This window comes from Aurantiacibacter arachoides (assembly GCF_009827335.1).
In the GTDB taxonomy this organism is placed as follows: Bacteria; Pseudomonadota; Alphaproteobacteria; order Sphingomonadales; family Sphingomonadaceae; genus Alteraurantiacibacter; species Alteraurantiacibacter arachoides.
The window spans coordinates 2,279,581-2,302,360 of the sequence record NZ_WTYH01000001.1 but is presented as its reverse complement, the minus strand read 5'-3'; the positions used below and the strand labels follow the sequence as shown (position 1 = coordinate 2,302,360).

Sequence of the window (22,780 nt, the reverse complement as noted above, 5' to 3'; positions counted from 1 at the left end):
TTGGCGTTTTGCGGCGCTGCGAGCTCTCGTCAGGGTTCGCTGACCGATCCCGCTTCCATGGCGGATTCGAGCCCGAGCCAGCCGGCAAGCTGGGCAAGCTCGCCGCGCACGGCCTCGCTCATCATGTGCGTGCGGCTTTCGTCAAAGCGCAGGACCAGCCTGTCGCCGTCGCGCCTGAGGGCGCTGGTGGTAAGGGACGTGCGCGTGCCCGCGCCGATCTTGCGGCACAGGCGGTTGGCCAGGCCCCAGGCGCTTGCGCGGTGAAGCTGCTCCTCCCCGGCCAGCTCGCGCCAGGCCGGCACCAGACGCGGTTGTCCGCAGCTGGCGCGCAGCGCCTGCGCCATCATCACGCGGCCCCGGTGGTCTATGCCCACCCAGCGTTTCTCCAGCGCCCAGTCGACCGAATGCGACAGGCGCATGTTGGGTTCGATCCGCGCGGCTGCCTGGGTCAGCAGCGTGGCGGCCAGCCGCACCCGTTCAGCCTCGCGCCCGGTCCCGCCCACGGCCTCTGCCGTCCACGCGCACTTGAGGGCGGCGTCGGTGATGCTGCTGCCGCGCGGGGTGGCGAAGTGGGTGACGGCGGCAAGCAGCGGATCCTGCTCCCGCGCCGCCTTGTCCAATCGTTCGAAAAGCAGGCCCTCGCGCAGGCCCCAGGCGGAAATCACCAGCGCTTCCGGCGCCAGCTCCTGCAACATCACCCGCAGCATCGCCGCGGCATCGGGCAGGCCCGCCGCACGGCTGGTGGATATGCCGGGGATGGCGGTAAGAGCCGCCGGGTCGGTCTTGGAAAGGCTCTTTGCCAGCCGCTCCGCCTCTTCCGGAGTAAAGGCATAGGCCTGCGGATCGCCGAGCGGATAGTTCGCCGCGTGCATGGCGTAGATCGCCATGGCCCGCCAGGTGCCCCCGACCAGGTAGAGCGGCCCCCCGTGGGCCTGTGCCCAGCCGACCTTGGCCATTTCCTGCTCGATCGCCTGGCGGAAGGCCGCCGCGCCCCTTTCGCGCAGGACCGGCAGGCGCAGGGTGCCGAGCGGCAGGCTTTCGCCGTGATGACATTCGCCGTTATCGACAGCGATCAGTTCCAGGCTGCCGCCACCCATGTCGGCTACCACGCCCCTGGCCCCCGGAAAGGCACCGATCACGCCATAGGCCGCGCTGGCCGCTTCCTCGGTGCCCGACAGCACCCGCGGATGCAGGCCGAGGCCGCGGACCTTGTCGATGAAGGCCGGACCGTTGGCAGCCTCGCGCGCGGCAGCAGTGGCGACGGTAACGACGTCCTCTATGCCCAGATCGCGCAGGATCGCGGCGAAGCGGGCGAGCCCTTCGAACGCCAGTCGCTCGGCTGCCGGCGGGATCGCCCCGGTGACGGCAAGATCGCGTCCCAGCCGGGCGGTGACCTTTTCGTTGAGCCAGACACTGGGCGCGCGGCGCGGGCCGGAATAGACGACCAGCCGCACGGTGTTCGAACCGATATCGATCACCGCCGAATGCGGCGCTTCGATGGCTTGCGCCCCGCGCCGTGCGGGCAGCGCGCTCACCGCGGGTGCGCGGGCAACGTCGGCGTCTGGCGTTCGGCCAGGTCGGGAACCCGGCTGTCCGCCAGCGCATCGCCACGACCGCTGAGCGAAGGGTTGGTCATGAAGTAGCCGTGGCAGTTGAATTGCTCGCCGACAACAACATTGCCGTCGCCAACCCGGTGATAAACGCCGCTCGTCCCGTCGAGCAGCCAGCTTTGTTCGGTATCGAGCAGGTTCGCCAGCATCACCTGCCCCAGCACCTGTTCGTGCACCGTGGGGTTGCAGATCGGCACCAGCGCCTCCACCCGGCGATACAGGTTGCGGTCCATCAGGTCGGCGCTGGAGAAATAGACGATGGCCTCTTCCGACGGCAGCGGACGGCCGTTGCCAAAGGCGTAAATGCGGCTGTGTTCCAGGAAGCGGCCGATGATCGATTTCACGGTGATGTTTTCGGAAAGCCCCGGCACGCCCGGACGCAGGCAGCAGATGCCGCGCACCACCAGCGTGACTTTGACGCCCGCGGCGCTCGCCTCGTAGAACTTGTCGATCAGCCCACGTTCGGTGATCGCGTTCATCTTCCCCCAGATCGCGGCGGGCCGGCCCTCGCGGGCGAGCGCGATTTCGTGGTCGATGTCGGCGACCAGGCGCTCACGCAAGGTAAGCGGGCTGATGGAGAGGCGTTCCATCGTATCGGGCTCGACATGGCCGGTGACGAAATTGAACAGCTTTGCCGCGTCGCGCCCGAAGGCCGGATCGGCGGTGAAATAGCTCAGATCGGTATAAATGCGCGCGGTGACCGGGTGATAGTTGCCGGTGCCAAGATGGCAGTAGACGCGGTAGGCGCCGTCCTCCTCGCGCACCACCATGCTGACCTTGGCATGGGTCTTCATGTCGATGAAGCCGTAGATCACCTGGACCCCGGCGCGTTCCAGCTCGCCCGCCCATTTCAGGTTCTGCTCTTCATCGAACCGCGCCTTCAGTTCGACCACGGCGGTGACGGACTTGCCCGCCTCCGCCGCGGCGATCAGCGCGTTGATGACAGTGGGCTGGTTGCCCGCGCGGTAAAGCGCCTGCTTGATCGAGACGACCCTGGGATCGGCTGCAGCCTGGCGCAGGAAATCGACCACGACCTCGAAGCTCTCGTAAGGGTGGTGGACGATGAAGTCCTTGGCGCCGATGGCGGCGAAAACGTCGCCGTCGTGTTCCAGCACCCGCTCGGGATAGCGCGGGGTGTAGGGAGGAAACCTGAGCTCGGGACGGTCCGTTTCGACCACCTGGGCAAGCCCCGAAATACCGAGCATACCGCCGGTCCTGGTCACGAGGGCTTGCGCCAGCCCGAGCTTCTCGCGCAGCAGGTCCTCGGCATCGGGATCGAAATCATCGGCCAGTTCGAGCATGATGACCTGCCCCCGGCGGCGGCGCTGGATGGCGCTGCGGAACAGGCGGACGAGGTCCTCGGCCTCCTCCTCGATTTCCAGATCGCTGTCGCGCAGCACGCGAAACACGCCGTCGCCCAGCACCCTGAACCCGGGGAAGAGGATGCCGGCGTAGCGGCATACCAGACGCTCGACGGCGATGAGCACGCTTTCCCCGTCCGTCAGCTCCGCCGGCAGCGCGACGAACCGGTCGAGCGCCTGCGGGATCAGCACCATCTCTATGAGGCGGCTGCCGTCGCTCTCGCGTTGCAGGGTGAACAGGGCGCCGATGCCGCCGTTCGCGACGAAGGGGAAGGGGTTTGCGGGATCGAGCGCCTGCGGCGTGACCACGGGCACGATGTGGCTTTCGAACCAGTCGCGCAGCCACGCCTCGGCCTGCACGCCGATCTGCTGCTCACCCTCGATATGGATGCCCTCGGCCGCAAGCAGCAGGCGCAGGGTATCGAGCGCTTGCTGCTGCTTGATCTGCAGCGCGCGCACCTTTCCGTCGATCGCGGCGAGTTGCTGGCGCGGGGTGCGCCCGTCGATGGATGTCTCTGCAATCTTGCTGCGCACCTGCCCGGCGAGCCCGGCGACCCGGATCATCACGAACTCATCGAGATTGCTGCCCGAGATCGACAGGAACCGGAGCCGTTCGAGCAGCGGGTAGGCGGGGTTGGCCGCCTCTGCCAGCACGCGGTCGTTGAAGGCCAGCCACGAGAGCTCGCGGTTGAAATAGCGGCTGGCCGGCGCAGGATCGGCGGGGTCGTTGGCCGCGTTCGACAGGGTGGGATCGCTCGCCATGGGGCTGTCAGTGGCAAGACCATGTGACCGGCGCAAGACAGGCCGCGCCACGTCCGATCCGGCGGCTAGAGGTCCGCGAGGTCGCGGGCTTCGGCGATGGCGCTGATGCCACGCTTGCCATCCGTCCGGCTGAGCTGGACGATGACGTCGATCACGTTCGCGGCATAGGCGATGGTGTCGGGCCGGGTGAGGCCGATGCCGGTCTGCATGACCATCAGGCTCAGCTGTTCCAACGCGCCGCGCAGGGAATTGGCATGGATGGTGGAGAAGCTGCCCGGATGGCCGGTGTTGATGGCGCGCAGGAAGCTGACGCTTTCCGCGCCGCGCAATTCGCCCAGCACGATGCGATCGGGCCTGAGGCGCAGCGCCGATTGCAGCAGTTCATTGGCGCCGACCTTGGCCTCGCCGAGTTCCCCCTTCACCGCCACTAGGCCAAGGCCATTGGCCCCCGGCAGCTTCAGTTCGGGCGTATCTTCCACCAGGATCACGCGTTCGTGCGCGGGAATCTCGCCCAGCATGGCGTTGAGGAATGTCGTCTTGCCGGTGCTGGTGCCCCCGGAAATGAGGATCGTCTTCCTCGCGCGGATCGCGGCGCGCAGGAATGCGATCGGCTGGGCCTGCGGATCGGGCAGCTGTGCATCTTCCGCGCTGGCGAGCGGGCCGGCGTCGTAGGCGTCCAGCGGCAGGTCCAGCCGGCGGTGGCGGCGGATCGCCATGGCCCAGTGCTTGCGCGTGGCAGGCGGGCCGCAGAACTGGATGCGCGCGCCATCGGGCAGGGTCGCGCCGAGCAGCGGGTGTTCGCGGTTGATGCCCTGGTGGCTGATCCGCGCGACCTGTTCGGCCAGGCGCTGAACCAGCTTGTCGTCGATGGCGGGAAGCGCGATCCGCTGCATCCCCCCGGCCTGCGCGGCATCCTCCACCCACATCTCGCCCGGGTTGTTCACCAGGATCTCGGTCACCGTGTCCCGGTCGAGCCATTCGCGGAATGGCGCGAGATAGGCATCGAGATAGACCGAGCCCGAGGCCACGATCGGCACGGCCGCATCGGGCGCGCCGCCCAGCTGGTGGATCTCGGCGCTCATGCCGATCAGCGGACTGCCGGGGCCTGCCCGAAATCGAGATCGCGCGCGGTGTAGACGCGGATCGGCTCGCCCATGCGCACGCGCACGGTGGGCGGGCGCTGGCCGTCCTGTTGCAGCGCGGTATTGGCCGCGCTCTGCCCACCGCCCATGATGATGCCCGCGCCGCCGCTGGCAAGCGTGGTCAGCCCGCCGATCACCGACAGCAGCATGGCCGAACCGAAGCGGCTGAAGAAATGGCTGTTGACCTGCCCCTCGATGCCCGCCGTCCCGTCGAACGCGGTCGCCGGGCTCTGCAGGTTCACCGTCACCCCGTCGGGGCGGATCACCCGCTGCCAGATGACGTAGGCGCGGCGCTGACCTGCCTGCAGGCCGGACTGGTACTGGCCGACGAGGCGGCTGGAGCGCGGCACAAGCACGCGGCTGCCGTCAAAACTGCGCACGTCCTGGCTCACGACCGCGCGAACGAAGCCCGGCACGTCGGTATTGATGGCGGTTTCCAGGATCGCGGGGATCATTGTCCCCTGCGTCACCGTGGTGGCGGGGTTGATGTCCTGCCGGGCGACGGCGGTGCCGCCTCCCATGCCGCCCACGCGCGCGGCGAAATCGCCGGCTGAACCTGCGCCCGGGACGGGGGCGACCGGCGCGTCGGTTGCGCCTGCCGCCGCCGCCGCCAGCGCAGCGGCTGCGGCGGGCGCGGTGCCGCCGTCGAATACCAGCGTTGGGGAGGCGTAAGGATTGGCCGCCGGGCTGCTCACCGTCTCGCCATAGGTGACCGGCTGGGCCGCGAACACGGCGGCGGGCGCGGGATCGGCCTGCGGGACGTAGCCCTGACCGGCATCGACCGCGATCACCTGCTGCGGCTCGGCGGCGGCAGCCAGCGCGGCATCCTGCGCCGGGGTGGTCGGCGCAGGCGTTGCAGCGGCCTGTGCGGCCGCCTGTTCGTTATCCACCTTGCTGGCGCTGAGGCCCCACAGGGTGGCGGTGCCGAGCAGCGCGACGAAAGCGATTCCCGCCATCAGGCCCACCGCGTCGGAACGGCGGTTGCGATTCGCCACCGCCGGATAGGATGTGCGGCTGGCAAGATCGATGATCTCGGTCGTCTCGTTCTCGCGCGGGTCGACGTCGTTGGCGTGGGCGGAGGCCTTTTCCGGCAGGCGCATGGCTAGTTTCATCGTGGCAGCTCCATCAATTCCGGGTGGTGTCGCGGCGCGCGGTGCCATCGGCGAGGAAGGCGCCCGCCTCGCCCTGGTTGGTCAGCACCGCCATGCTCTCGCCCGAGCGCAGGATGATCTCTGCCGGGACGAGGTCGAGCACGATCACGTCGTCGCGGGTGGCAAAATTGGCCGGTCCCTCGTTGCCCTGGTGATCCTTGACCAGGATTGCCGGCATCGCCCGGTCGGCGGGCCAGACGAGGAATGTTGCCGAGCCGTTGTCGTAGATCTCGCTGGGCAGCAGGTTGCCATCGCCCGAGCTGGCCCAGGCGAAGCTGAGATCGGCAGGGTCGATCACCGCGTAATCGTCACTCGCCGCCGCCATTTCGATGGCATTGGGCGCATCGGCGGACGCGCGGCGCACGGGTTCCTCTGCCACCGGCTCCGGCTCGGGCGGGTAGGTGAAGGTGAGGATGTAGAGCGGGTTGCGCGCGCTGGGCGTGGCGACGAGGTCGAACAGGTAGGTGTGGCGATTGGTCACCACTGTCATGTTCGTCGACGCACGCGCCGCCAGCGGCTTTACGAACAACAAGTTGGCGCGGCGGTTGGGGGTAACCTGCCAGGTTGTCGAATCGCCGATGGCGACGTTCTCGATCGCCTCGCCCTCGCCGAACTGGATCGTGGTCTGCACGTTCACCTGCCCGTTGATCCGCACGACTGCCGCCGGATCGTAGAGCCGTTCCACCAGGCGGGCATCCTGCGCGGCGGCAGGGCTGGCGAGCGCGGAGCCCAGCGTGGCGGCGGCAAGCGCCGCGGCGATCGTTACGCGGATCATTTCAGTGTTTCCTTCTGCCGGATCGGCGCGGACTTGAATCGGCTGCCGATGCCCCGCGCGCGCGATGGCGCGGCCCCGGCACTGCCGGCAGCGCCACCGGTTTCCCGCGTGCTGACGATGCGTGTCTCGCGGTTAGTCGCAGCTGAACCGGAATCGTTGGCGGCCACCGGCATGGCGCCCCGGACGACGCGCATGTCACGGGCAGCGGCTGGCGGCACGGCCTGCGCGGTGCGTTCCCGGGCGCTGCTGCCGGCGAGCGCGGGCGTCACCACCGTGGACGCCGCCGCAGCGGCGGCGGGCATGGCCGGCCAGGCCTCGCCGCGCTTGGCGGGTGCCAGGCCAAAGACGTTCCACCCCGCGACCATGGTGGAGGTGACTTTCATCACCATGAACATCAAGGCCAGGTGGATCGCGCCGATCATGAAAAAGGCCATGGCCGCGCGCACGTCGATCTCTTCCGGCGTCGATCCCAGGCTGGAGAGGACGGGGATGGACAGCTCCAGCATCAACGAACCGCCCAGCACCGCGAACAGCGGCGCGAGCGCCATCAGCACCACGCCCTTCAGCCAGCCGGTGAACAGGCCGCGGGTGGGCTTGAACAGGGCAGCGAGGATGAAGATCGGCCCCAGGCCCATCAGGATGGCGAGCGCGATCTTGGTGGTCGCCAGCACGCCGACGGTGCCGAGCAGCAGCATCGTTCCGCCCGACCACAGCAGGCCCGGGGGCGAGAACACGCTGGTGTTGGCGTCCATGGCGTCTCCACCCGATGCCTGCATCAGGCTGAGCATCACCACGTCCAGCTTGTCGGCGAACAATGTCGCCGCCGACCCGCTGGTGCCCATCACGGCGCTGGCGATGAAGTCCGGGGTGAGAACGGCGAAGTTCCAGAACACCGCCTGGAAGGCCACCCAGCTGGTAGCAAAGGTGACGACCAGTGCCACGGTCATCATCTTGGGCGTCAGCGATGACAGGCCGATCCCGGTGCGCCCGGTCAGCATGCCGAAGCCGACGAAGGCGACGAAGATCGTCAGCGCCAGCGTGAGCGTTGTGCCTAGCGCGCCGTTGGAAAACAGATTGCTGAAAGCTGCCTGCGCCATGGCATTGGCGGCGCAGTCCACGCCGCGCAAGGACGCGCCGATGCCGGCGCCCACGCCTTCCATCTGCCGCTGGCATTCTGCCGCGACGGCTTCCATCGAGCCATTCACTCGGCCGCCTCCCAACCGAAGTCTTGAGCCTCGGGCTCCCCGTTGGCGCCGGGGCCGGGCCAGGGCCGCCCGGTGAGCGCGGGATACCAGTCGCGCGGGGCATCGCCCACCGATTCGCGCAGCAGGTCGAGCCGGCGGACGGTGCTTTCGCGGCCCGACAGCACGGTCAGCACCTCTGGCGCGTTGGAGAGGTCGAGGCGCACCACGACGCTCGCATCGGGCTGGCGGACGAGGAAACAGCGGCTGTGCGCCGGCAAGGAGCGGATCAGCGCGAACTCGTGCTCGGTCAGGCCGAAGCCCTCGCAGTAATCCTCCGGACGGGCGCGGGCGTTGGGCATGAACACCATCGTGGCGGTCTGTTCGACCAGTGCGGTAGCGATGCGGCTGTCGAGCGCATCGCGCGCCGACTGGGTGGCAAAACCCACCAGGGCGTTGCGTTTCCGGAGTGTCTTGAGCCAGTCGCGGATGCGCGCGGCGAAGACCTCGTCGTCCAGCGCCTTCCAGCCCTCGTCGATCAGGATCATGGTCGGCTCGCCGTCCAGCCGCTCCTCGATGCGGTGGAACAGGTACATCATCGTCGGCGTGCGCAGGCGGGGATTTTCCAGCAGCGCGGTCATGTCGAACCCCATGACGCGGGTGGAAAGGTCGAGGTTGTCGGCGGCGTTGTCGAACAGCCAGCCGTGCTCGCCATCCTCGATCCAGGCAGCAAGCCGGTCAGCCAGGTCGCCCGGCTGCGGGCGCCGGCTGCCCGAAACCAGTTCCTTGAAATGGCGCAGGCGGCGCAGACTGGGATCGTTGGAATAGGCGGCATCGACCGCGGCGGCGATGGTCGCGCTTTCTTCCGGTCCCTCGGCCCGCAGCAGAACCGAAAGCCAGTCGCGCAGGAAGCCGCGGTTCACCGGGGTATCGGGCAGGGCCAGGGGGTTGAACCCGGTCGGCTCGCCCGAGCGGATGCGATCGTAGGTGCCGCCGATGCCGCGGATGAACAGCTCCGCGCCGCGGTCCTTGTCGAACAGGATGGTGCGGGGGCTGAACTTCTGCGCCTGCGCGGCGAGGAAATTCATCACCACGGTCTTGCCGCTTCCCGACGGGCCGATGACCGAGAAATTGCCAAGGTCGCCGTGGTGGAAATTGAAGAAGAACGGAGTCGAGCTGGTGGTTTGCAGCAGCGTCACCGCCTCGCCCCAGTGGTTGCCTTCCGCCTGCCCCAGGGCAAAGCCGTGCAGCGACCCGAAACTCGCCATGTTGGCGGTGGAGATCATCGCCCGGCGCACCAGGAAACCCTCGTTGCCGGGGAACTGGCCCCAGAAGCTGGGTTCGAGATTGGTGTCCTCGCGCACGGCGATGGCGCCCGTATCGGCAAGGCTGGCGGCGACGGCCGCGGTGGCATCGTCGAGCCGTTCCAGGCTGCGCTCGCGCACCAGCACGGTGAGGTGATGGTCGCCAAAGGCAACGGACCCTGCGCCAAGCTCGTCGCGCGCGGCCATCATGTCGGCACGTTCGGCCTGCGCTTCCTCGTCCGCGCTCTTGAGGCGGCGGATGGCGAGATCGATCCGTTCGCGCGCGGTCTGGCGTTCCTGCGGCGCGAAGCTTTCGGTGACCACCATCTCATACGGCAGGCGCAGCATGGAATCGAGCAGGCCGGGGCTGGTCGCGTCGGGATAGTCCTTTAGGCTGAGCATCGAGGCGAAATCCGCGCCGCTGCTGCCCCGCAGCTCCATCGCGTCCAGCCCGAAGCTGGCGCGGCGATAGGGGATCATGCGGCCGATATCGGTGTCGCCATCGGGCCGCCGGACAGGCCGCATCTCGCCGTTGTAGAGCGCGCTGACCAGTTCCAGCACCTCGTTATTGTTGTGGCCGCTGGGGCCGACATAGTCGCCGAGCGGCAGCGCGCCGTAATCGCCCAGGCTGGCGGCCAGCGCCTGCATCGCGGCCCGCAGCGAGCGCACGTCCCTGGGGTCGATACCTTCCGCATCGACCCCGCGCCGGCGCATGGCCTTGCTGGCGCGTTCGGCCAGGCCCGCCTTGCCGCGCGCCGGGCGGCGCACCAGCGACACGAACTGATCGTTGACGAACAGCGATCCCGCCGACAGCTTCTCGCGCCAGCGCCGGTCGATATGGGCGGCCAGCGGATCGGTGAAATCGGCGTCCAGCTCCACCGCCACGCGGCGGCGGATGACGTGGTGATACATCACGAACCGCGCATCGAGGTTGGACCGCAGCATCACCTCGCGGGTGACGGCGTGCGCGTTGAGCGCGTCGGTATCCTCTGTCTCGAACAACAGGCCGGGCACCTGCATCGCCGCCATCAGCGAACCGTCGCGCAGCAGCACCACGTTCTCGTCGATCAGGGCGGCGTAGGGCAGGCGATCGCCGGCGTGCGCTTCCTTGGCGCTCCACGCGGCGGCTCCCAGCCATTTTGTGTTGCGGCGCTTGGCCGTCATGCTCTCGCTCCCGTCCGCCTGCAGATCAGGCGGCGTATGAGTTGCAACCCCAGCGTTTGTAATTCTTCACGCGCGGGCATTTGCTGACGCGGGTCAGCCATAGGTCGAAGAAGCGCGGTTCGCGCAGGCAGGCAAAGTAGCCGACGCCGTGCATGATCAGCGGGATCGGGATGATCCACAGGCTCTGAAAGATCAGGAAGGCCTCGGTCGTGACGATGAGGTTGATCACGAAATAGTTGAACGTCACGCCCGCGAACATCTGCGGGCGGGTCAGCGCGCGATGGACGGGGTGACGGGTGAGATGCATGGGCCGCGCCTCAGCCAGCCGCCGACTGGATGCCGGCCACGATGCTGGCCGCGCCGAAGATCACGAAGACGCCGATGATCACGGTCGCGCCGAAGCGCCAGTTGACCCGGCCCGTCAGCATCATGAAACCGACCGCGGCCACGGCCATTACCGCCACGGTGGTCGCCACCGTGCCAAGCATGGTGTCGCGCATCCAGCCGAACGCGTTGTTGATCGGGCTGGACCCGGCGGGATCCTGCGCGAAGGCGGCGCTCGGCAGGAGCACGGTGGCAAGGGCAAGGAAGCGGGCAAACAGTTTCATAAACAGGCTGTCATTCTCAGTGAAATTGGTTGGCGTTCTCAGCGGGCATGGTTGGCAAGGCGGCCCATGATTGCAGCTACGTACAAACGGGTCTCTCGGATGTTGGGAATACCGCCTGCCCGTATTACGCGGCCAGGTCCGGCGTTGTAGGCGGCAAGCGCCCGTTCCAGATCACCATCGAAACGGTCGAGCTGGGCACGCAAGTAGCGCGCGCCGCCCTCCAGGTTCGCGAGGGGATCGTCGGGATTGACGCCCATGTCGCGCGCGGTACCCGGCATGAGCTGGGCAAGCCCGCGCGCGCCTGCCGGCGATACGGCATCGTGGCGCCAGCGGCTTTCCTGCCAGACCACCGCTTCCAGCAGCGCGGGCGACAGGTCGAAGCGCGCAGCCAGATTGCGCACGGCGGCGGCATAGTTTGCCGGAATGCCCGCGGCGTGGCGCTGGGTATCGGCAACGGCATTGTCCGGGACCAGGGCCATTGCCTCGGAGGGAACCTCGGCCAACGCTCCAGAAAGGGCGGCCGCCGTGGCATCCGGTTCGGCGAAGAGATCCGTCGCCGCGACAGGGCCCCCGGCGATCCACGCGACATCCCCGGCGGCGGAGATTTCCAGCACATCGGCCTGCGCGGGAACCGCGCCAGCCGCGGTCAGCGCGATCGCTGCCAGTGATGTGCCAAAACGCAGAATCATCGTGACCCTCCAGTCAGAAGGCCCCTTGCTTACAGCAAATGACATGAACGTGACAGTGTCGTTCAAATAAACCCTTGATGCGGTTATCGCATACCGGCCGGTCAGCGCGCGGCGAGCGCCCGCAATTCCACAGAGGCCAGCGCCAATTGGGCGGCGTCGCGCGAATCGATCCAGCGGCCATCGGCCAGTTCCAGGTTGTAGCGTTGGTCGGTGTCGCGCGCGGCGCGATAGTAGAACTCGGCACGCTCGGCATTGCCGGCGCGCGACCAGGCGGAGCCGAGATTGATCAACAGCGCCGGATCGTCCGGATGCTGGGCCAGTTCTGCCTCGAGTGCGGCGATGGCGGCCGGCGCATCGCCCGCTGCCAGTTCCGCAAAGGCCACGTCGCGTTGTTCGTACTGCTGCTCCACCATCACCGAGGTGACGGCCTGTGCAAACAACAGTGGGGCGAGGGCGAGGGTAGCGAGCATCGTGGTTTCTCCCTTGTTCTGGGAAAGAATATGCGCCCGCGGGCCAGCCCCTGCAACAAAACTGTCATCTTGTCACAAATCCGTAACACAAGGCCGGGCGGTGCCCATCTGTGCACAAATTCCCGGCAACGTTTTGAATGGGTTGCGGTCAAATCGGGAAGAGTCTCGATAGCGTCACGAAGACGCAAACAAACTGTCACGCGCGGTCCCTAGAGCGCCAGCAAGCGACATCGCATTTCGCTTGTTGGACAATCTTGAGGGGCCACAATCGTGACACAGCTTTCCCGTTCGCTCATCCTTGGTGTTTCCGTTCTCGCCATCGCGGGTTGCGGACCCGACGATCTCGCCTCGCCCGGCACCGGCGGCGACGTCATCATCAACAACCCGGCCCCGACGCCCACCCCCAGCCCCACGTCGAGCACCGGCACGGTCACAGCGGCCAACGGCTGCCCGACCATCGCCGATCCCGCCGGGCTGACCGACGAGGGCACGATCACCGGACCCGAGGGCACCTGGCGCGTGTGCGCCGTGCCGCTGCGCTTCACCGCCTCGACCACCCTGCGCCAGGTTCCCGGCCTGCTCTATCGCCTGCCCGGCCAGGTCAACGTCGGTTCCGACGGCGGCCCGGCGGCCGATGCCAGCGACGGCTTTTCCGACACCAACGTGACCCTGACGATCGAACCCGGGGTGATCGTCTTCGCCACCGGCGCATCGTTCCTGAACGTCAACCGCGGCAACTTCATCCAGGCCAACGGCACCGCCACGCGGCCGATCATCTTCACCAGCCGCGACAACGTGCTGGGCCTGAACGGCGCCGACAGCTCGGGCCAGTGGGGCGGCATCGTGATCAGCGGCCGCGCGCCGGTGACCGACTGCTTCGAACCCGCCGCCACCCCCGGCACGGTCAACTGCGAACGCCAGGTCGAAGGCGCGGCCAACCCGGCCTTCTTCGGCGGCGCGACCACCACGGGCACCAACGGCTCGCTCACTTTCGTGCAGATCCGCTATTCGGGGTTCGTCCTTTCGGGCGATAACGAGCTGCAGTCGCTGACCACCGGCGGCGCGCAGCCGGGCACCGTCTTCGCCAACATCCAGTCGGTCAACTCGTCCGACGATGGCGTGGAGTTCTTCGGTGGCTACGCCAACGTCAAGCGCCTGATCGTGGCCGGTGCGGAGGACGATTCGCTCGACACCGACACCGGCGTGAAGGCCAACATGCAGTTCGTCCTGGCGGCCCAGCGAGCATCCGCGGGCGATGCCATCATCGAGGCGGACAGCTCCAACGGCCTCAACGACCAGACCCCGCGCCAGAACACCCGCATCGCCAACGCGACCTTCATCCACCGGCGCAACAACGACCAGGTCGTGCGCCTGCGCGGCGGCACCGACTATGGCCTGTACAACACGCTGATCTGGGATGCCTCGTCCACCGGCACGCCGTGCATCCGCATGGACGATGCGCAGACGATCCGCCCGGCCAACGCGGGCCTGGACGATGTCGGCCCGCCGGTGTTCCAGTCGGTCGCGCTCGATTGCCGCACCGATTTCCGCAGCGGCAGCAACTCCGGCGCGACCGTCGCCCAGGCAGAGGCCATCTTCGATGCCGGCACGGGCAACAACAAGAGCTACACCAACACGCTGGTGAACGGTTACCTGAACGGGGCCAACGAGAATGGCTTTGCGCCCATCTTCAACGTCACCACGCTGGGCAGCTTCTTCGAAGCGGCGAACTACATCGGCGCGGTATCCTCGGCCAACGACTGGACGCGCGGCTGGACCTGCGATTCGGCCGCCGTCTCCTTCGGCAACAACACCGGGTCGTGCACCCGCATCCCGGTCTTCAGCTGACACGGACGGGCGCGGGGGAGCGGGGCGCTGCGCTTCGTCCCCCCCCGCGCACTTTTACGGGTCGGGCGTGCCTGCACCCACGGATCGAACGCGAGGGATATTTCACGATGATCACCACCGGCAACACGCTGGCGGCCATGCTGCTGGTTTCGAGCGCACTCACCGTGCCGGGCCTGGCGCTGGCGCAGGATAGCGGCGCGGGCGGTCCCGTGCCCCAGACCGAGGCCGAACAGGAGGTGGCACCCGATCCGCAGGTGGAGGACCCCGATATCTCCATACCCGGCGGAGCGATCATCGTCACCGGCCGCGTCAACCGCGATCCCACCCGCAACTCGGCCCAGGTGCTGACCGTGCTGTCGACCGAGGAAATCGCCCGCACGGGCGAGGGCGACATTGCCGGCGCGCTGGGCCGCGTCACCGGCCTGTCCGTGCAAGGGCAGGGCTTCGTCTACGTCCGCGGCCTGGGCGACCGTTATTCGCTGGCGCTGCTGAACGGCCTGCCGCTGCCTTCGCCCGAGCCGCTTAGCCGCGTCGTGCCGCTCGACATCTTCCCCACCAACGTCGTCGCCTCCAGCCTGGTGCAGAAAACCTACTCGGCCAACTTCCCGGGTGAATTCGGCGGCGGCGTGATCGCCCTCACCACCCGCGCCGTTCCGGATGAAAGTTTCCTCACCATAGGCGGCGGCATCAGCGGCGATACCGAGACCACCTTCCAGCGCGGCCTTGCCTACTACGGGTCGGACCTCGACTGGCTGGGCTTCGACGACGGCACGCGCGATGCGCCGCCCGCGCTCCAGACCTATTTCGACAGCGGCATCCGGCTCTCCGACATTCCGCTGGACCCGGAGCGCAACTTTACCGAGGCGCCCGTCACCCAGCTCGACATCGCGCAGCAGCTGGGCGACCCCAACCTGGTGCTGATGCAGCTGATCGGCGATGTGCAGCCCAACTGGTCGGCCAGCCTCTCCGCTGGCACCGCCATCGACGTGGGTTCGGACGGCGAGCTGGGCGTGATCTTCACCGGTTCGATCAGCAACAAGTGGCGCACCCGCGACATCGTGTCGCAGTCGATCCTGGCCGACTTTTCGCTCGACAGCGATTTCCGCGACGTGGTGACCGACAACCGCATGCTGGCCAACGCCATGCTCGGCATCGGGCTGGAGACCGGCGACCACCGGTTCCGTTTCACCAACCTGTTCATCCGCGACACCGTGAAGCAGGCATCGCTTTCGCAGGGCACCGATTTCCAGGACGGCGACGACATTCAGCAGCAGCGCACCGGCTGGTTCGAGCGCCAGTTGATCGACAGCCAGCTGGTGGCCGAAATGGAATTCGGCGACCTCGGCGTGGACCTGCGCGGCGGATACGCCCGCACCGACCGCGAGGCGCCCTACGAATACACCTTCACCTACGTCCGCGACAATTCCAACGCGCAGTTCGGCAACACCTTCATCAACGTACTCGACCGGCAGACCGGCGATGCGTCGGTGGTGTTTTCCGACCTCACCGAAGAGCTGTGGGCCGGCGGCGTCGACCTCAGCTATCCGGTGGTGGACACGCTGGTGGCGACGGTCGGCTATGCCTATTCGGATACAGAGCGTTTTTCGGAGCGGCGCGAGTTCTTGTTCAACGCCCCCACCAGCTTTCCCGATGGCGTCGGCGCGCTCCGGCCCGACCTGCTGCTGGGCGACGCGATCCTCGATTTCTATGACATCGCGCTGATCGAATCGACCGAGAACGATCCCGCCTTCGAAGCCGGGCTGGAAATTCACGCCGGTTACGGCAAGCTCAACTGGGAGCCGGTGACCGGAATCCAGATCGACGCGGGCGTGCGCTACGAGGACGCGGTGCAGACCGTGAACCCGGCGCAGCTGTTCGCCACGCCCGGTCCCTCCGATGCCTTTACCCTCCTGGAGAACAGCTACTGGTTGCCCGGTGCCACGGTCACCTGGGAAGTGACCGATGCGTTGCAGGTTCGCGCCGCCGCGTCGCGCACTATCGCCCGCCCGCAGTTCCGCGAACTGATCTTCCAGACCTATTACGATCCCGAAACCAACCGCCAGTTCAACGGCAACCCGTTCCTGATCGACAGCGAGCTGACCAATTACGAACTGCGGGCCGAATACTATTTCGGCGGGCGCGACCGGGCGTCCGTCGCGGGCTTCTACAAGGACATCGAGAACCCGATCGAGGCGTTCTCCAGCTTCTCTGACAATGCCCAGCTGACCAGCTTTGCCAACGCCCCGTCAGCCACGCTTTATGGCGTCGAGGCTGACCTTGCCTATACCTACGACCTGGTGAACCTGGGCGGCTTCTTCCAGTCCAAGGAGCTGGCCCTCTTCGCCAACTACACCTGGACCCAGTCGGACATCTCGGTGCAGGCCGATGACGTGACGCGGCTGTTCCCGGGCGGCGAAACGCCCGCGACCAACCTGTTCATCGATGGCGTGCCGCTGACCGGCCAGTCCGATCACCTCGCCAACCTGCAAGTGAGCCTGGAAGACACCGAGCAGCTGCAGCAGTTCACCGTGCTGATGACCTATGCCAGCGAGCGCGTCACCAGCCGCGGCACGGCGGGGCTGCCCGACATCATCGAGGAACCGGGCTTCGGGCTCGACCTGGTGTTTCGCCAAGGCTTCGACCTGCTCGGCAGCGAGGCGGAGTTGAAGGTGGAGGCACGCAACGTGCTGGGCCGGCGCAACGAGGAATACCAGACCGACGGCACCCGGCGGGTCGAGGTCAACACCTACGACGTGGGCACGACCCTTGGCGCATCGCTCTCGCTGACTTTCTGACCGATACTACCTCGAGAGTCAGGCGGCCTCCCGTTGCTCCGGCGACGGGGGGCCGCCCTTGCTTTCGCGATCGCTGTCAGGGGCGGTCGAGCACGTAGCCCTTGCCGTGGACGGTCCGCAGCAGGTGATCCGCACCGGCGGAGCGTAGGCCACCGCGCAGGCGTTTGATCCAGACGTCCACGGTGCGCAGGTATTCCGGATCGCCCGCCTTGCCGAGCGCGGCGATCAGGTCCGCCCTGGAGAAGATGCGGTCGGGGTTCTCGGCAAGGAAGCGCAGGACGCGAAACTCGTTGGGACGTAGCTGGATGGCGCGGTCGTGCCAGCGTGCGCTCTCGCTGCCGACATTGATGCTGAGCGCGCCGAGTTCCAGCAGCCGGTCACCCGCGTGGCCGGCGTAATCGGCGTGGCGTGCCAGCACCCGGTCCAGCATGGCCTGCCGGTCCAGCCGGTGCGTGGCATAGTCGTCCGCCCCTGCCGCTAGCGCGCGGCGCTTCTCGTCATCCGTGGGATCGGCGATGACCATGGTGACATGGGCCGACAGCAGCCGCGGATCGGCGCGCAAACGGCGCACCAGTTCCAGGCCCGAACATTCGGGCATCATCCAGTCGACAAAGGCAAAGGGCGTGCCGTCCACCAGCTGACGCGGACCTTCACAGGTCAGCAGGGCAAAGGCGAACTGCGTGCCGTCATGCGTGAAGCTGGCGGACCTTGCCGCCTCTTCGTCCGTCGTAAGGATCGTGATCCGCTGCATCGCCCCATGCCTGAAGTTTCGACAGGCTAGGTGACGGGCAAATTTGACTCAGGCGTGACAATCGCGCGGCGAAACCGTGCTTTAATTTCAAGCGGGCGCGGGGCAGTACTGGCGCAGGAAGTCGGCGTGGCCGGGCATGTGCTGGACGGCATACCGGATGGACTTTTCCATCTCGTCGAGCTCGCGCCTGGTTTCGGCCGGATCGAGCGTTTCGGCCATCGCGTTGTGGCCCTGCATCTGGATACCCTGGCCCATCATCACCGCCGCCCAGCTGGTCTCGGTGAACAGCTCGTCCTCCTCGCGGAAGATCTGGCCGTTCAGCTTGAACAGCTCGACCTTTTCGGTGAGGCTGTCGGGCACGCTCATGGTGCGGCAATAGTTCCAGAACTCGGTGTCGGTGCGGGTCGTGGTGTTGTAATGCAGGATCAGGAAATCGCGGATGCGCGCGTATTCCTTGCCCGTCAGGCGGTTGAAGGCATCCTCCTGCGCCTGTGTGACGCCATCGAGCGAGAGCAGCGCGACCAGCTTGTTGATGCCGGTGTTGATGAGGTGGATCGAGGTCGATTCCAGCGGCTCCATGAACCCCGAGGCGAGGCCGAGCGCCACCACGTTGCGGTTCCAGAACTTCTTGCGCCGCCCGGTAACGAAACGCAGGTGGTTGGGATCGGCGGTGGGCTTGCCGGCGATGTTCTGCAGGAGAATGTCCGTCGCCTCGTCCGCATCCATGAAGGCATCGCAATAGACATGGCCGTTGCCGTTGCGGTGCTGCAACGGCACCTGCCACTGCCAGCCGGCGGAATGGGCCGTGGCCCGTGTGAAGGGGGCGGGCGGGCTGCCATCGTCGCGGTTGCAGGGCAGGGCCACGGCGCGGTTGCACGGCAGCCAGTGGGTCCACTCCTCGTACCCTGTCTCCAGCGCCTGTTCGATCAGCAGCCCGCGAAAGCCCGAGCAATCGACGAACAGTTCGCCCGCGATGACCTGCCCGCTGTCCAGCCGGATGGACGAGACGAAGCCTGTTTCCCCATCCAGCGCGACGTGCTCCACGCGCCCTTCCTGGCGCACAACGCCGCGCCTTTCGGCATAGCGGCGCAGGAAGCCGGCGTAGGCGGTGGCGTTGATGTGGTAGGCGTAATTGACCGGCGGCAGGTCGTCGCGCTGTTGGCCGTCGGTCTTGGCGAACTTGCCGAAGTATGCGGCCATCGTCTCGGCGTTGAAGACCTGGATCGGACGATTGTCGCCCAGGGTCTTCTGGTGGTGCCAGACGTGGTGGAAGCTCAGGCCGCCGATCTCGTAGCCGTAATTGCCGAAGGGGTGGATGTAACTGTCGCCCAGCTTGCCCCAGTTGACGAACTGGATCCCCAGCTTGAAGCTGCCCTGCACGGCGGCCAGCATTTCCGCCTCGTCGATATCCAGCAGGCGCTGGAAGTCGACGAAGGGGGGGATCGTCGCCTCGCCCACGCCGACCGTGCCGATGGCCTCGCTTTCCACCAGGGTAATGCGCAGGTCGCGCCGTTCGGTGATGAGCCGTGAAAGGGCCGCGGCGGCCATCCACCCCGCGGTGCCGCCGCCCACGATCACGATGTGCTTGATTGGAACCTTCATGCCGTCTCCTGCGCCGTCTCGCCGTCCCCTTGGAGGCAGGCTGCCGCAGGGGCGTATCGCATTGCCCCTGCCTAGTCGAATATGGCAAATATGCTACACTGCCGGCGGACAGATGTGAACGTTCATTTTTTGCTCTTGAGAACGCTAACAACGCTGCTATGCCAAGCACCGAGTCCCGGGGTCGGGATGGATCGCATTGACCATTCGGAACGAAAACAAGTTCCGATGCGATAGGGAGAAGATTGTGCGAAAGATCGCTTTTACGCCCGTTGGCCGGGCCCGTGCGCTCGTCACCGTTTCCAGCCTGACGCTCGCGGCCATGATGCCGAACGTCGCTTTCGCGCAGCAGACCGTCGATGACGAGATGGAAGAGCAGAGCGACCCTGACGCGACACCCGAAGATGTGATCATCGTGTCCGGCTTCCGTGCCGCGCTCGAAAACGCGCAGAACCTCAAGGAAAACGCCGATACCGTCGGTGACTTCCTCAGCGCCGAGGACATCGGCGCACTGCCCGATCGCTCGGTCGCCGAGGCGCTGCAGCGCGTGCCCGGCGTCACCATCGACCGCTTCATCGGCAACAACGATCCCGATCGCTTCAGCGTGGAAGGTTCGGGTGTGGTCATCCGCGGCCTGCCCTTCGTGATGGCCGAACTGAACGGCCGCGACGTGTTCTCCGCCAACGGCGGGCGCGGGCTCGACTTCAACACCGTCTCGCCCGAACTGCTTGGCCGTATCGAGATCTGGAAGAACACCACCGCCGACATGATCGAGGGCGGCATTTCGGGCACCGTCAACCTCGTCACCCGCAAGCCGCTCGACAACCCTGGGTTGCACATCGCGGGCACCGCCGAATACAACTACGGCGACCTGGCCGAGGAATGGTCGCCCGGTTTTTCCGCGCTCGTTTCCAACACCTTCCAAACCGGCGTGGGCACCTTCGGCCTGCAGCTTGGCTATGCTCAGCAGGAGCTGGTCACTCGCTCCGACGCCTCGCAGATCACCGACCCCTGCTATCGCGCGCCCGATTTCAGCGGCACCTGCATCCGCGTCGCGCCCACGACTTCTGCCGGCATCGGCGGGCAGCAGTTCGACGAAACCAACTTCCCGCCCGCCGGATCGGTCATCATTCCCAAGGGCGCGGGCGTGCGCACCACCGCGTTCGAGCGGGACCGCCGCGCCTATTCGGCCGTGGCCCAGTTCGAAACCGAAGACCGCCGCTTCCTCATCACCGCGGAATACCTGCGGTCCGAGAACGAGGGGCAGTTGCAGGAATTCTCGGCGCTGGCGCTGGTCAACGACGACACCCTGTTCCCCGGCTTCCGCCCCGGCACGACCCCGGTTTTCGAGGACGGCGTGTTCCAGAGCGGCATTCTGACGCAGAACAATCCCTACGGCGGCATTCCCGGCATCCCGACCGAACTGCTGCGCTTCGACCAGCAGGAAGAAGACCTTGTCGAGGACGTCTCGCTGCAGATCTTCATGGAGCCGACCGATCGCCTGCGCTTCAACTTCGAAGGGCAGTACATCAACAACGGGCGCGAGGCGCAGGGCTTCATCGCCGCGATGCAGACCTATACCGACCTCTCGCTCGACACCTCGGGCGAGGTTCCGCAGGTGCAGTTCCTGACCCCCGGCCAGGCGACTTCGGACGCCAGCTACTTCACCGATCCGACCAAGACCTTCTACTGGTTCGCGCTCGACAACCAGCTCGAGAACGAAGGCGACATGTATTCGCTGCGTGGCGATGTCGAATACGACATCTCCGACGATGGCTTCTTCCGCACGGCGCGCTTCGGCGCCCGCTGGTCGGAGCGCGGCCGCACGACCCGCAACGCCAACTTCTCCAACTGGGGCAACCTCGGCGCGCCGTGGACGGGCCGGGGCGGCAACTGGAATTGTCAGGACTTCCAGGCCTTCGGTTGCGGCGGCGCCTACGTGTTCGACTTCCCCGAAAGCGCAAGCCTCTATTCGCCCTTTGCCGACGGTTTCCAGCGCGGCAATGCGCCGACCCCGTTCGGTGACGGCACCGGCTTCTTCTTCGGCGGCGACGACCTGCTGGAGCGGTATCTGGATGGCAGCATCGAGCAGCAGACAGATGCGATCACCGGCTTCACGCTGACGCCCAACGCCTTCAACCCGATTTACTCGCGATCCAACCTCGTGCCCGGCACGCCCTTCACGCCGAGCGAAATCTCGACGATCGGGGAAGAGACGAAGGCGGCCTACGCCCGCGTCGATTTCGGTATCGATTTCGATGGCGGGGCGGAGTTCTCCGGCAACCTTGGCGTGCGCTACGTCGAAACGACCGTGGGCGTACGTGGCGACATTGCGTTCCCCGGTGCCGACGCTCTCGGCCTGCCGCGTGGCACGGTGGTGACGGTGGCTGGCCTGCGCGACCTGTGCGCCAACGCCCCTGCCGGCACGCCGGGCCTCGACTACTGCCTGCTGTCCAACGCCCGCCTGGCCGAATTCGCGCAGGCCTTTACCGGAGAATCGCTCGCCGACGGGTCTGACGTGATCTACGACAACTGGCTGCCCAGTCTGAACCTGCGGTTCGACACCGGCACCGGCTTCGTCTTCCGCGGCGCCGCATCGCGCGGGCTGTTCCGTCCGGACCTCGCGGCCTACCAGACCGGCGGCACGCTGGGGAACAACACCGGCAACCTGCGTCAGGCGGGCACGCTGGAGACGGGTGAACTGTTCGCCATCCAGAGCGGCAACCGCTTCCTGCGCCCGACGACCTCATGGAATTACGACCTTTCGGCTGAGTGGTACTTCGACGACGTGGGTTCGCTGACGGCGGCGGCGTTCCTCAAGGACATCGAAGGCATCGTCAGCGGCGGCGCCGAAACGCGCACCTACACCGCGCCCAGCGGGGCAACGGCGGAGGTGCTCTATTCGGGTCCGTTCAATCGCGAGGGTGGAAACCTGAAGGGCTTCGAGGTCGCGTACCAGCAGACCTACGACTTCCTGCCAGGGCCGCTCGCCGGGCTCGGTTTCCAGGGAACCTACACCTACGTCGATGCGGGCTCGTTCAACAACGTGAACCTGGCGGGCGCCAGCCCGATCGCGCCCAGCCTGCCGCTCGAAGGCGTGTCGGAGCATACCGTCAACGCCGTGCTGTTCTACGAGATGTACGGCATCCAGGCGCGTGCGGCCTACAACTGGCGCTCGGACTTCCTGATCACCCCGCGTGACGTGATCTTCCCTTACTCGCCGATCTACGGCGAGGCGACGGGGCAGCTCGACGCGTCGATCTTCTATGCCCTGACGGACAACATCAAGATCGGCGTTCAGGGCGTGAACCTGCTCGACGAGGTGACCGAGACCAGCCAGGTCATCGACTTCGACGGCACGCGGATCACCCGTTCGGCATTCCGCAATGACCGCCGCTACACCTTCCTCGTCCGGTTCGATTTCTAGCAAGAGATCGGCGCTCCTAAACGGGCGGAGAAATGGATGGGCTCCGGTGCTGTTTATTGCACCGGAGCCCATTTCGTCGGTGGACGCGGTCTGCCGCACTGGCTTTTAGGCCCGGCGCCCGCTAGCGGGCGGGCTGGAACGAC

The 22,780-nt window shown here is 66.8% G+C and carries 16 protein-coding genes; 3 read left to right on the top strand and 13 right to left on the bottom strand.

Annotation, left to right across the window (positions count from 1 at the left end; translation table 11 throughout):
- Positions 1-29 precede the first annotated feature (29 nt).
- The 11 genes from GRI62_RS11200 to GRI62_RS11150 all read right to left on the bottom strand — a co-directional run bounded on the left by GRI62_RS11200 (position 30) and on the right by GRI62_RS11150 (position 12,217).
- Positions 30-1,535, bottom strand: a complete 1,506-nt coding sequence (locus tag GRI62_RS11200) for a Ppx/GppA family phosphatase (protein WP_160731869.1) — start codon at positions 1,533-1,535, stop codon at positions 30-32.
- On the bottom strand, positions 1,532-3,733 hold the full coding sequence (locus GRI62_RS11195) for an RNA degradosome polyphosphate kinase (RefSeq protein WP_131453416.1): 2,202 nt from the start codon (positions 3,731-3,733) through the stop codon (positions 1,532-1,534). Before GRI62_RS11195 ends, GRI62_RS11200 begins: the two co-directional genes overlap by 4 nt.
- A gap of 65 nt (positions 3,734-3,798) precedes the next feature.
- Positions 3,799-4,815, bottom strand: a complete 1,017-nt coding sequence (virB11, locus tag GRI62_RS11190) for a P-type DNA transfer ATPase VirB11 (protein ID WP_131453415.1) — start codon at positions 4,813-4,815, stop codon at positions 3,799-3,801.
- A 5-nt stretch (positions 4,816-4,820) separates the two neighbouring features.
- Positions 4,821-5,987 (bottom strand): TrbI/VirB10 family protein, encoded by a 1,167-nt coding sequence (locus GRI62_RS11185; RefSeq protein WP_234027444.1) that lies wholly within the window; start codon positions 5,985-5,987, stop codon positions 4,821-4,823.
- A gap of 13 nt (positions 5,988-6,000) precedes the next feature.
- Positions 6,001-6,801: a TrbG/VirB9 family P-type conjugative transfer protein gene (locus GRI62_RS11180; RefSeq protein ID WP_131453414.1), complete on the bottom strand. Its 801-nt coding sequence runs from the start codon at positions 6,799-6,801 to the stop codon at positions 6,001-6,003.
- Entirely contained in the window at positions 6,798-7,994 is a 1,197-nt protein-coding gene (locus GRI62_RS11175) for a TrbL/VirB6 family protein (RefSeq protein ID WP_188669395.1), read from the bottom strand. The genes GRI62_RS11180 and GRI62_RS11175 overlap by 4 nt, the downstream gene beginning before the upstream one ends.
- Before the next feature lie 8 nt (positions 7,995-8,002).
- Positions 8,003-10,450 (bottom strand): VirB4 family type IV secretion/conjugal transfer ATPase, encoded by a 2,448-nt coding sequence (locus GRI62_RS11170; RefSeq protein ID WP_131453413.1) that lies wholly within the window; start codon positions 10,448-10,450, stop codon positions 8,003-8,005.
- Between the two features lie 25 nt (positions 10,451-10,475).
- Complete coding sequence (locus GRI62_RS11165; protein WP_131453412.1) at positions 10,476-10,757, bottom strand: VirB3 family type IV secretion system protein; 282 nt, start codon at positions 10,755-10,757, stop codon at positions 10,476-10,478.
- Between the two features lie 10 nt (positions 10,758-10,767).
- The gene (locus GRI62_RS11160) at positions 10,768-11,058 is read right to left on the bottom strand and encodes a TrbC/VirB2 family protein (RefSeq protein ID WP_131453411.1); all 291 of its coding nucleotides are present in this window, start codon (positions 11,056-11,058) and stop codon (positions 10,768-10,770) included.
- A gap of 38 nt (positions 11,059-11,096) precedes the next feature.
- Entirely contained in the window at positions 11,097-11,747 is a 651-nt protein-coding gene (locus GRI62_RS11155) for a lytic transglycosylase domain-containing protein (RefSeq protein ID WP_131453410.1), read from the bottom strand.
- A 101-nt stretch (positions 11,748-11,848) separates the two neighbouring features.
- A complete protein-coding gene (locus tag GRI62_RS11150) occupies positions 11,849-12,217 on the bottom strand; it encodes a tetratricopeptide repeat protein (protein ID WP_131453409.1) in 369 nt (122 codons plus the stop codon).
- Between the two features lie 270 nt (positions 12,218-12,487).
- On the opposite strand from GRI62_RS11150, the gene GRI62_RS11145 reads away from it, so the two are divergent.
- Entirely contained in the window at positions 12,488-14,065 is a 1,578-nt protein-coding gene (locus tag GRI62_RS11145) for a hypothetical protein (RefSeq protein ID WP_131453408.1), read from the top strand.
- Positions 14,066-14,172: 107 nt separating this feature from the next.
- The gene (locus GRI62_RS11140) at positions 14,173-16,860 is read left to right on the top strand and encodes a TonB-dependent receptor domain-containing protein (RefSeq protein WP_131453407.1); all 2,688 of its coding nucleotides are present in this window, start codon (positions 14,173-14,175) and stop codon (positions 16,858-16,860) included.
- Positions 16,861-16,936: 76 nt separating this feature from the next.
- Here the strand turns inward: GRI62_RS11140 and GRI62_RS11135 are convergent, their stop codons facing one another.
- Both GRI62_RS11135 and GRI62_RS11130 read right to left on the bottom strand, forming a co-directional pair.
- Complete coding sequence (locus GRI62_RS11135) at positions 16,937-17,611, bottom strand: response regulator transcription factor (RefSeq protein WP_131453406.1); 675 nt, start codon at positions 17,609-17,611, stop codon at positions 16,937-16,939.
- A gap of 87 nt (positions 17,612-17,698) precedes the next feature.
- Positions 17,699-19,213, bottom strand: coding sequence for a tryptophan halogenase family protein (locus GRI62_RS11130; RefSeq protein ID WP_131453405.1), 1,515 nt, complete (start codon positions 19,211-19,213; stop codon positions 17,699-17,701).
- Positions 19,214-19,457: 244 nt separating this feature from the next.
- Here GRI62_RS11130 and GRI62_RS11125 point away from each other — a divergent pair, with 244 nt between their 5' ends.
- Positions 19,458-22,637, top strand: coding sequence for a TonB-dependent receptor (locus GRI62_RS11125; RefSeq protein WP_234032905.1), 3,180 nt, complete (start codon positions 19,458-19,460; stop codon positions 22,635-22,637).
- Positions 22,638-22,780: the final 143 nt, after the last annotated feature.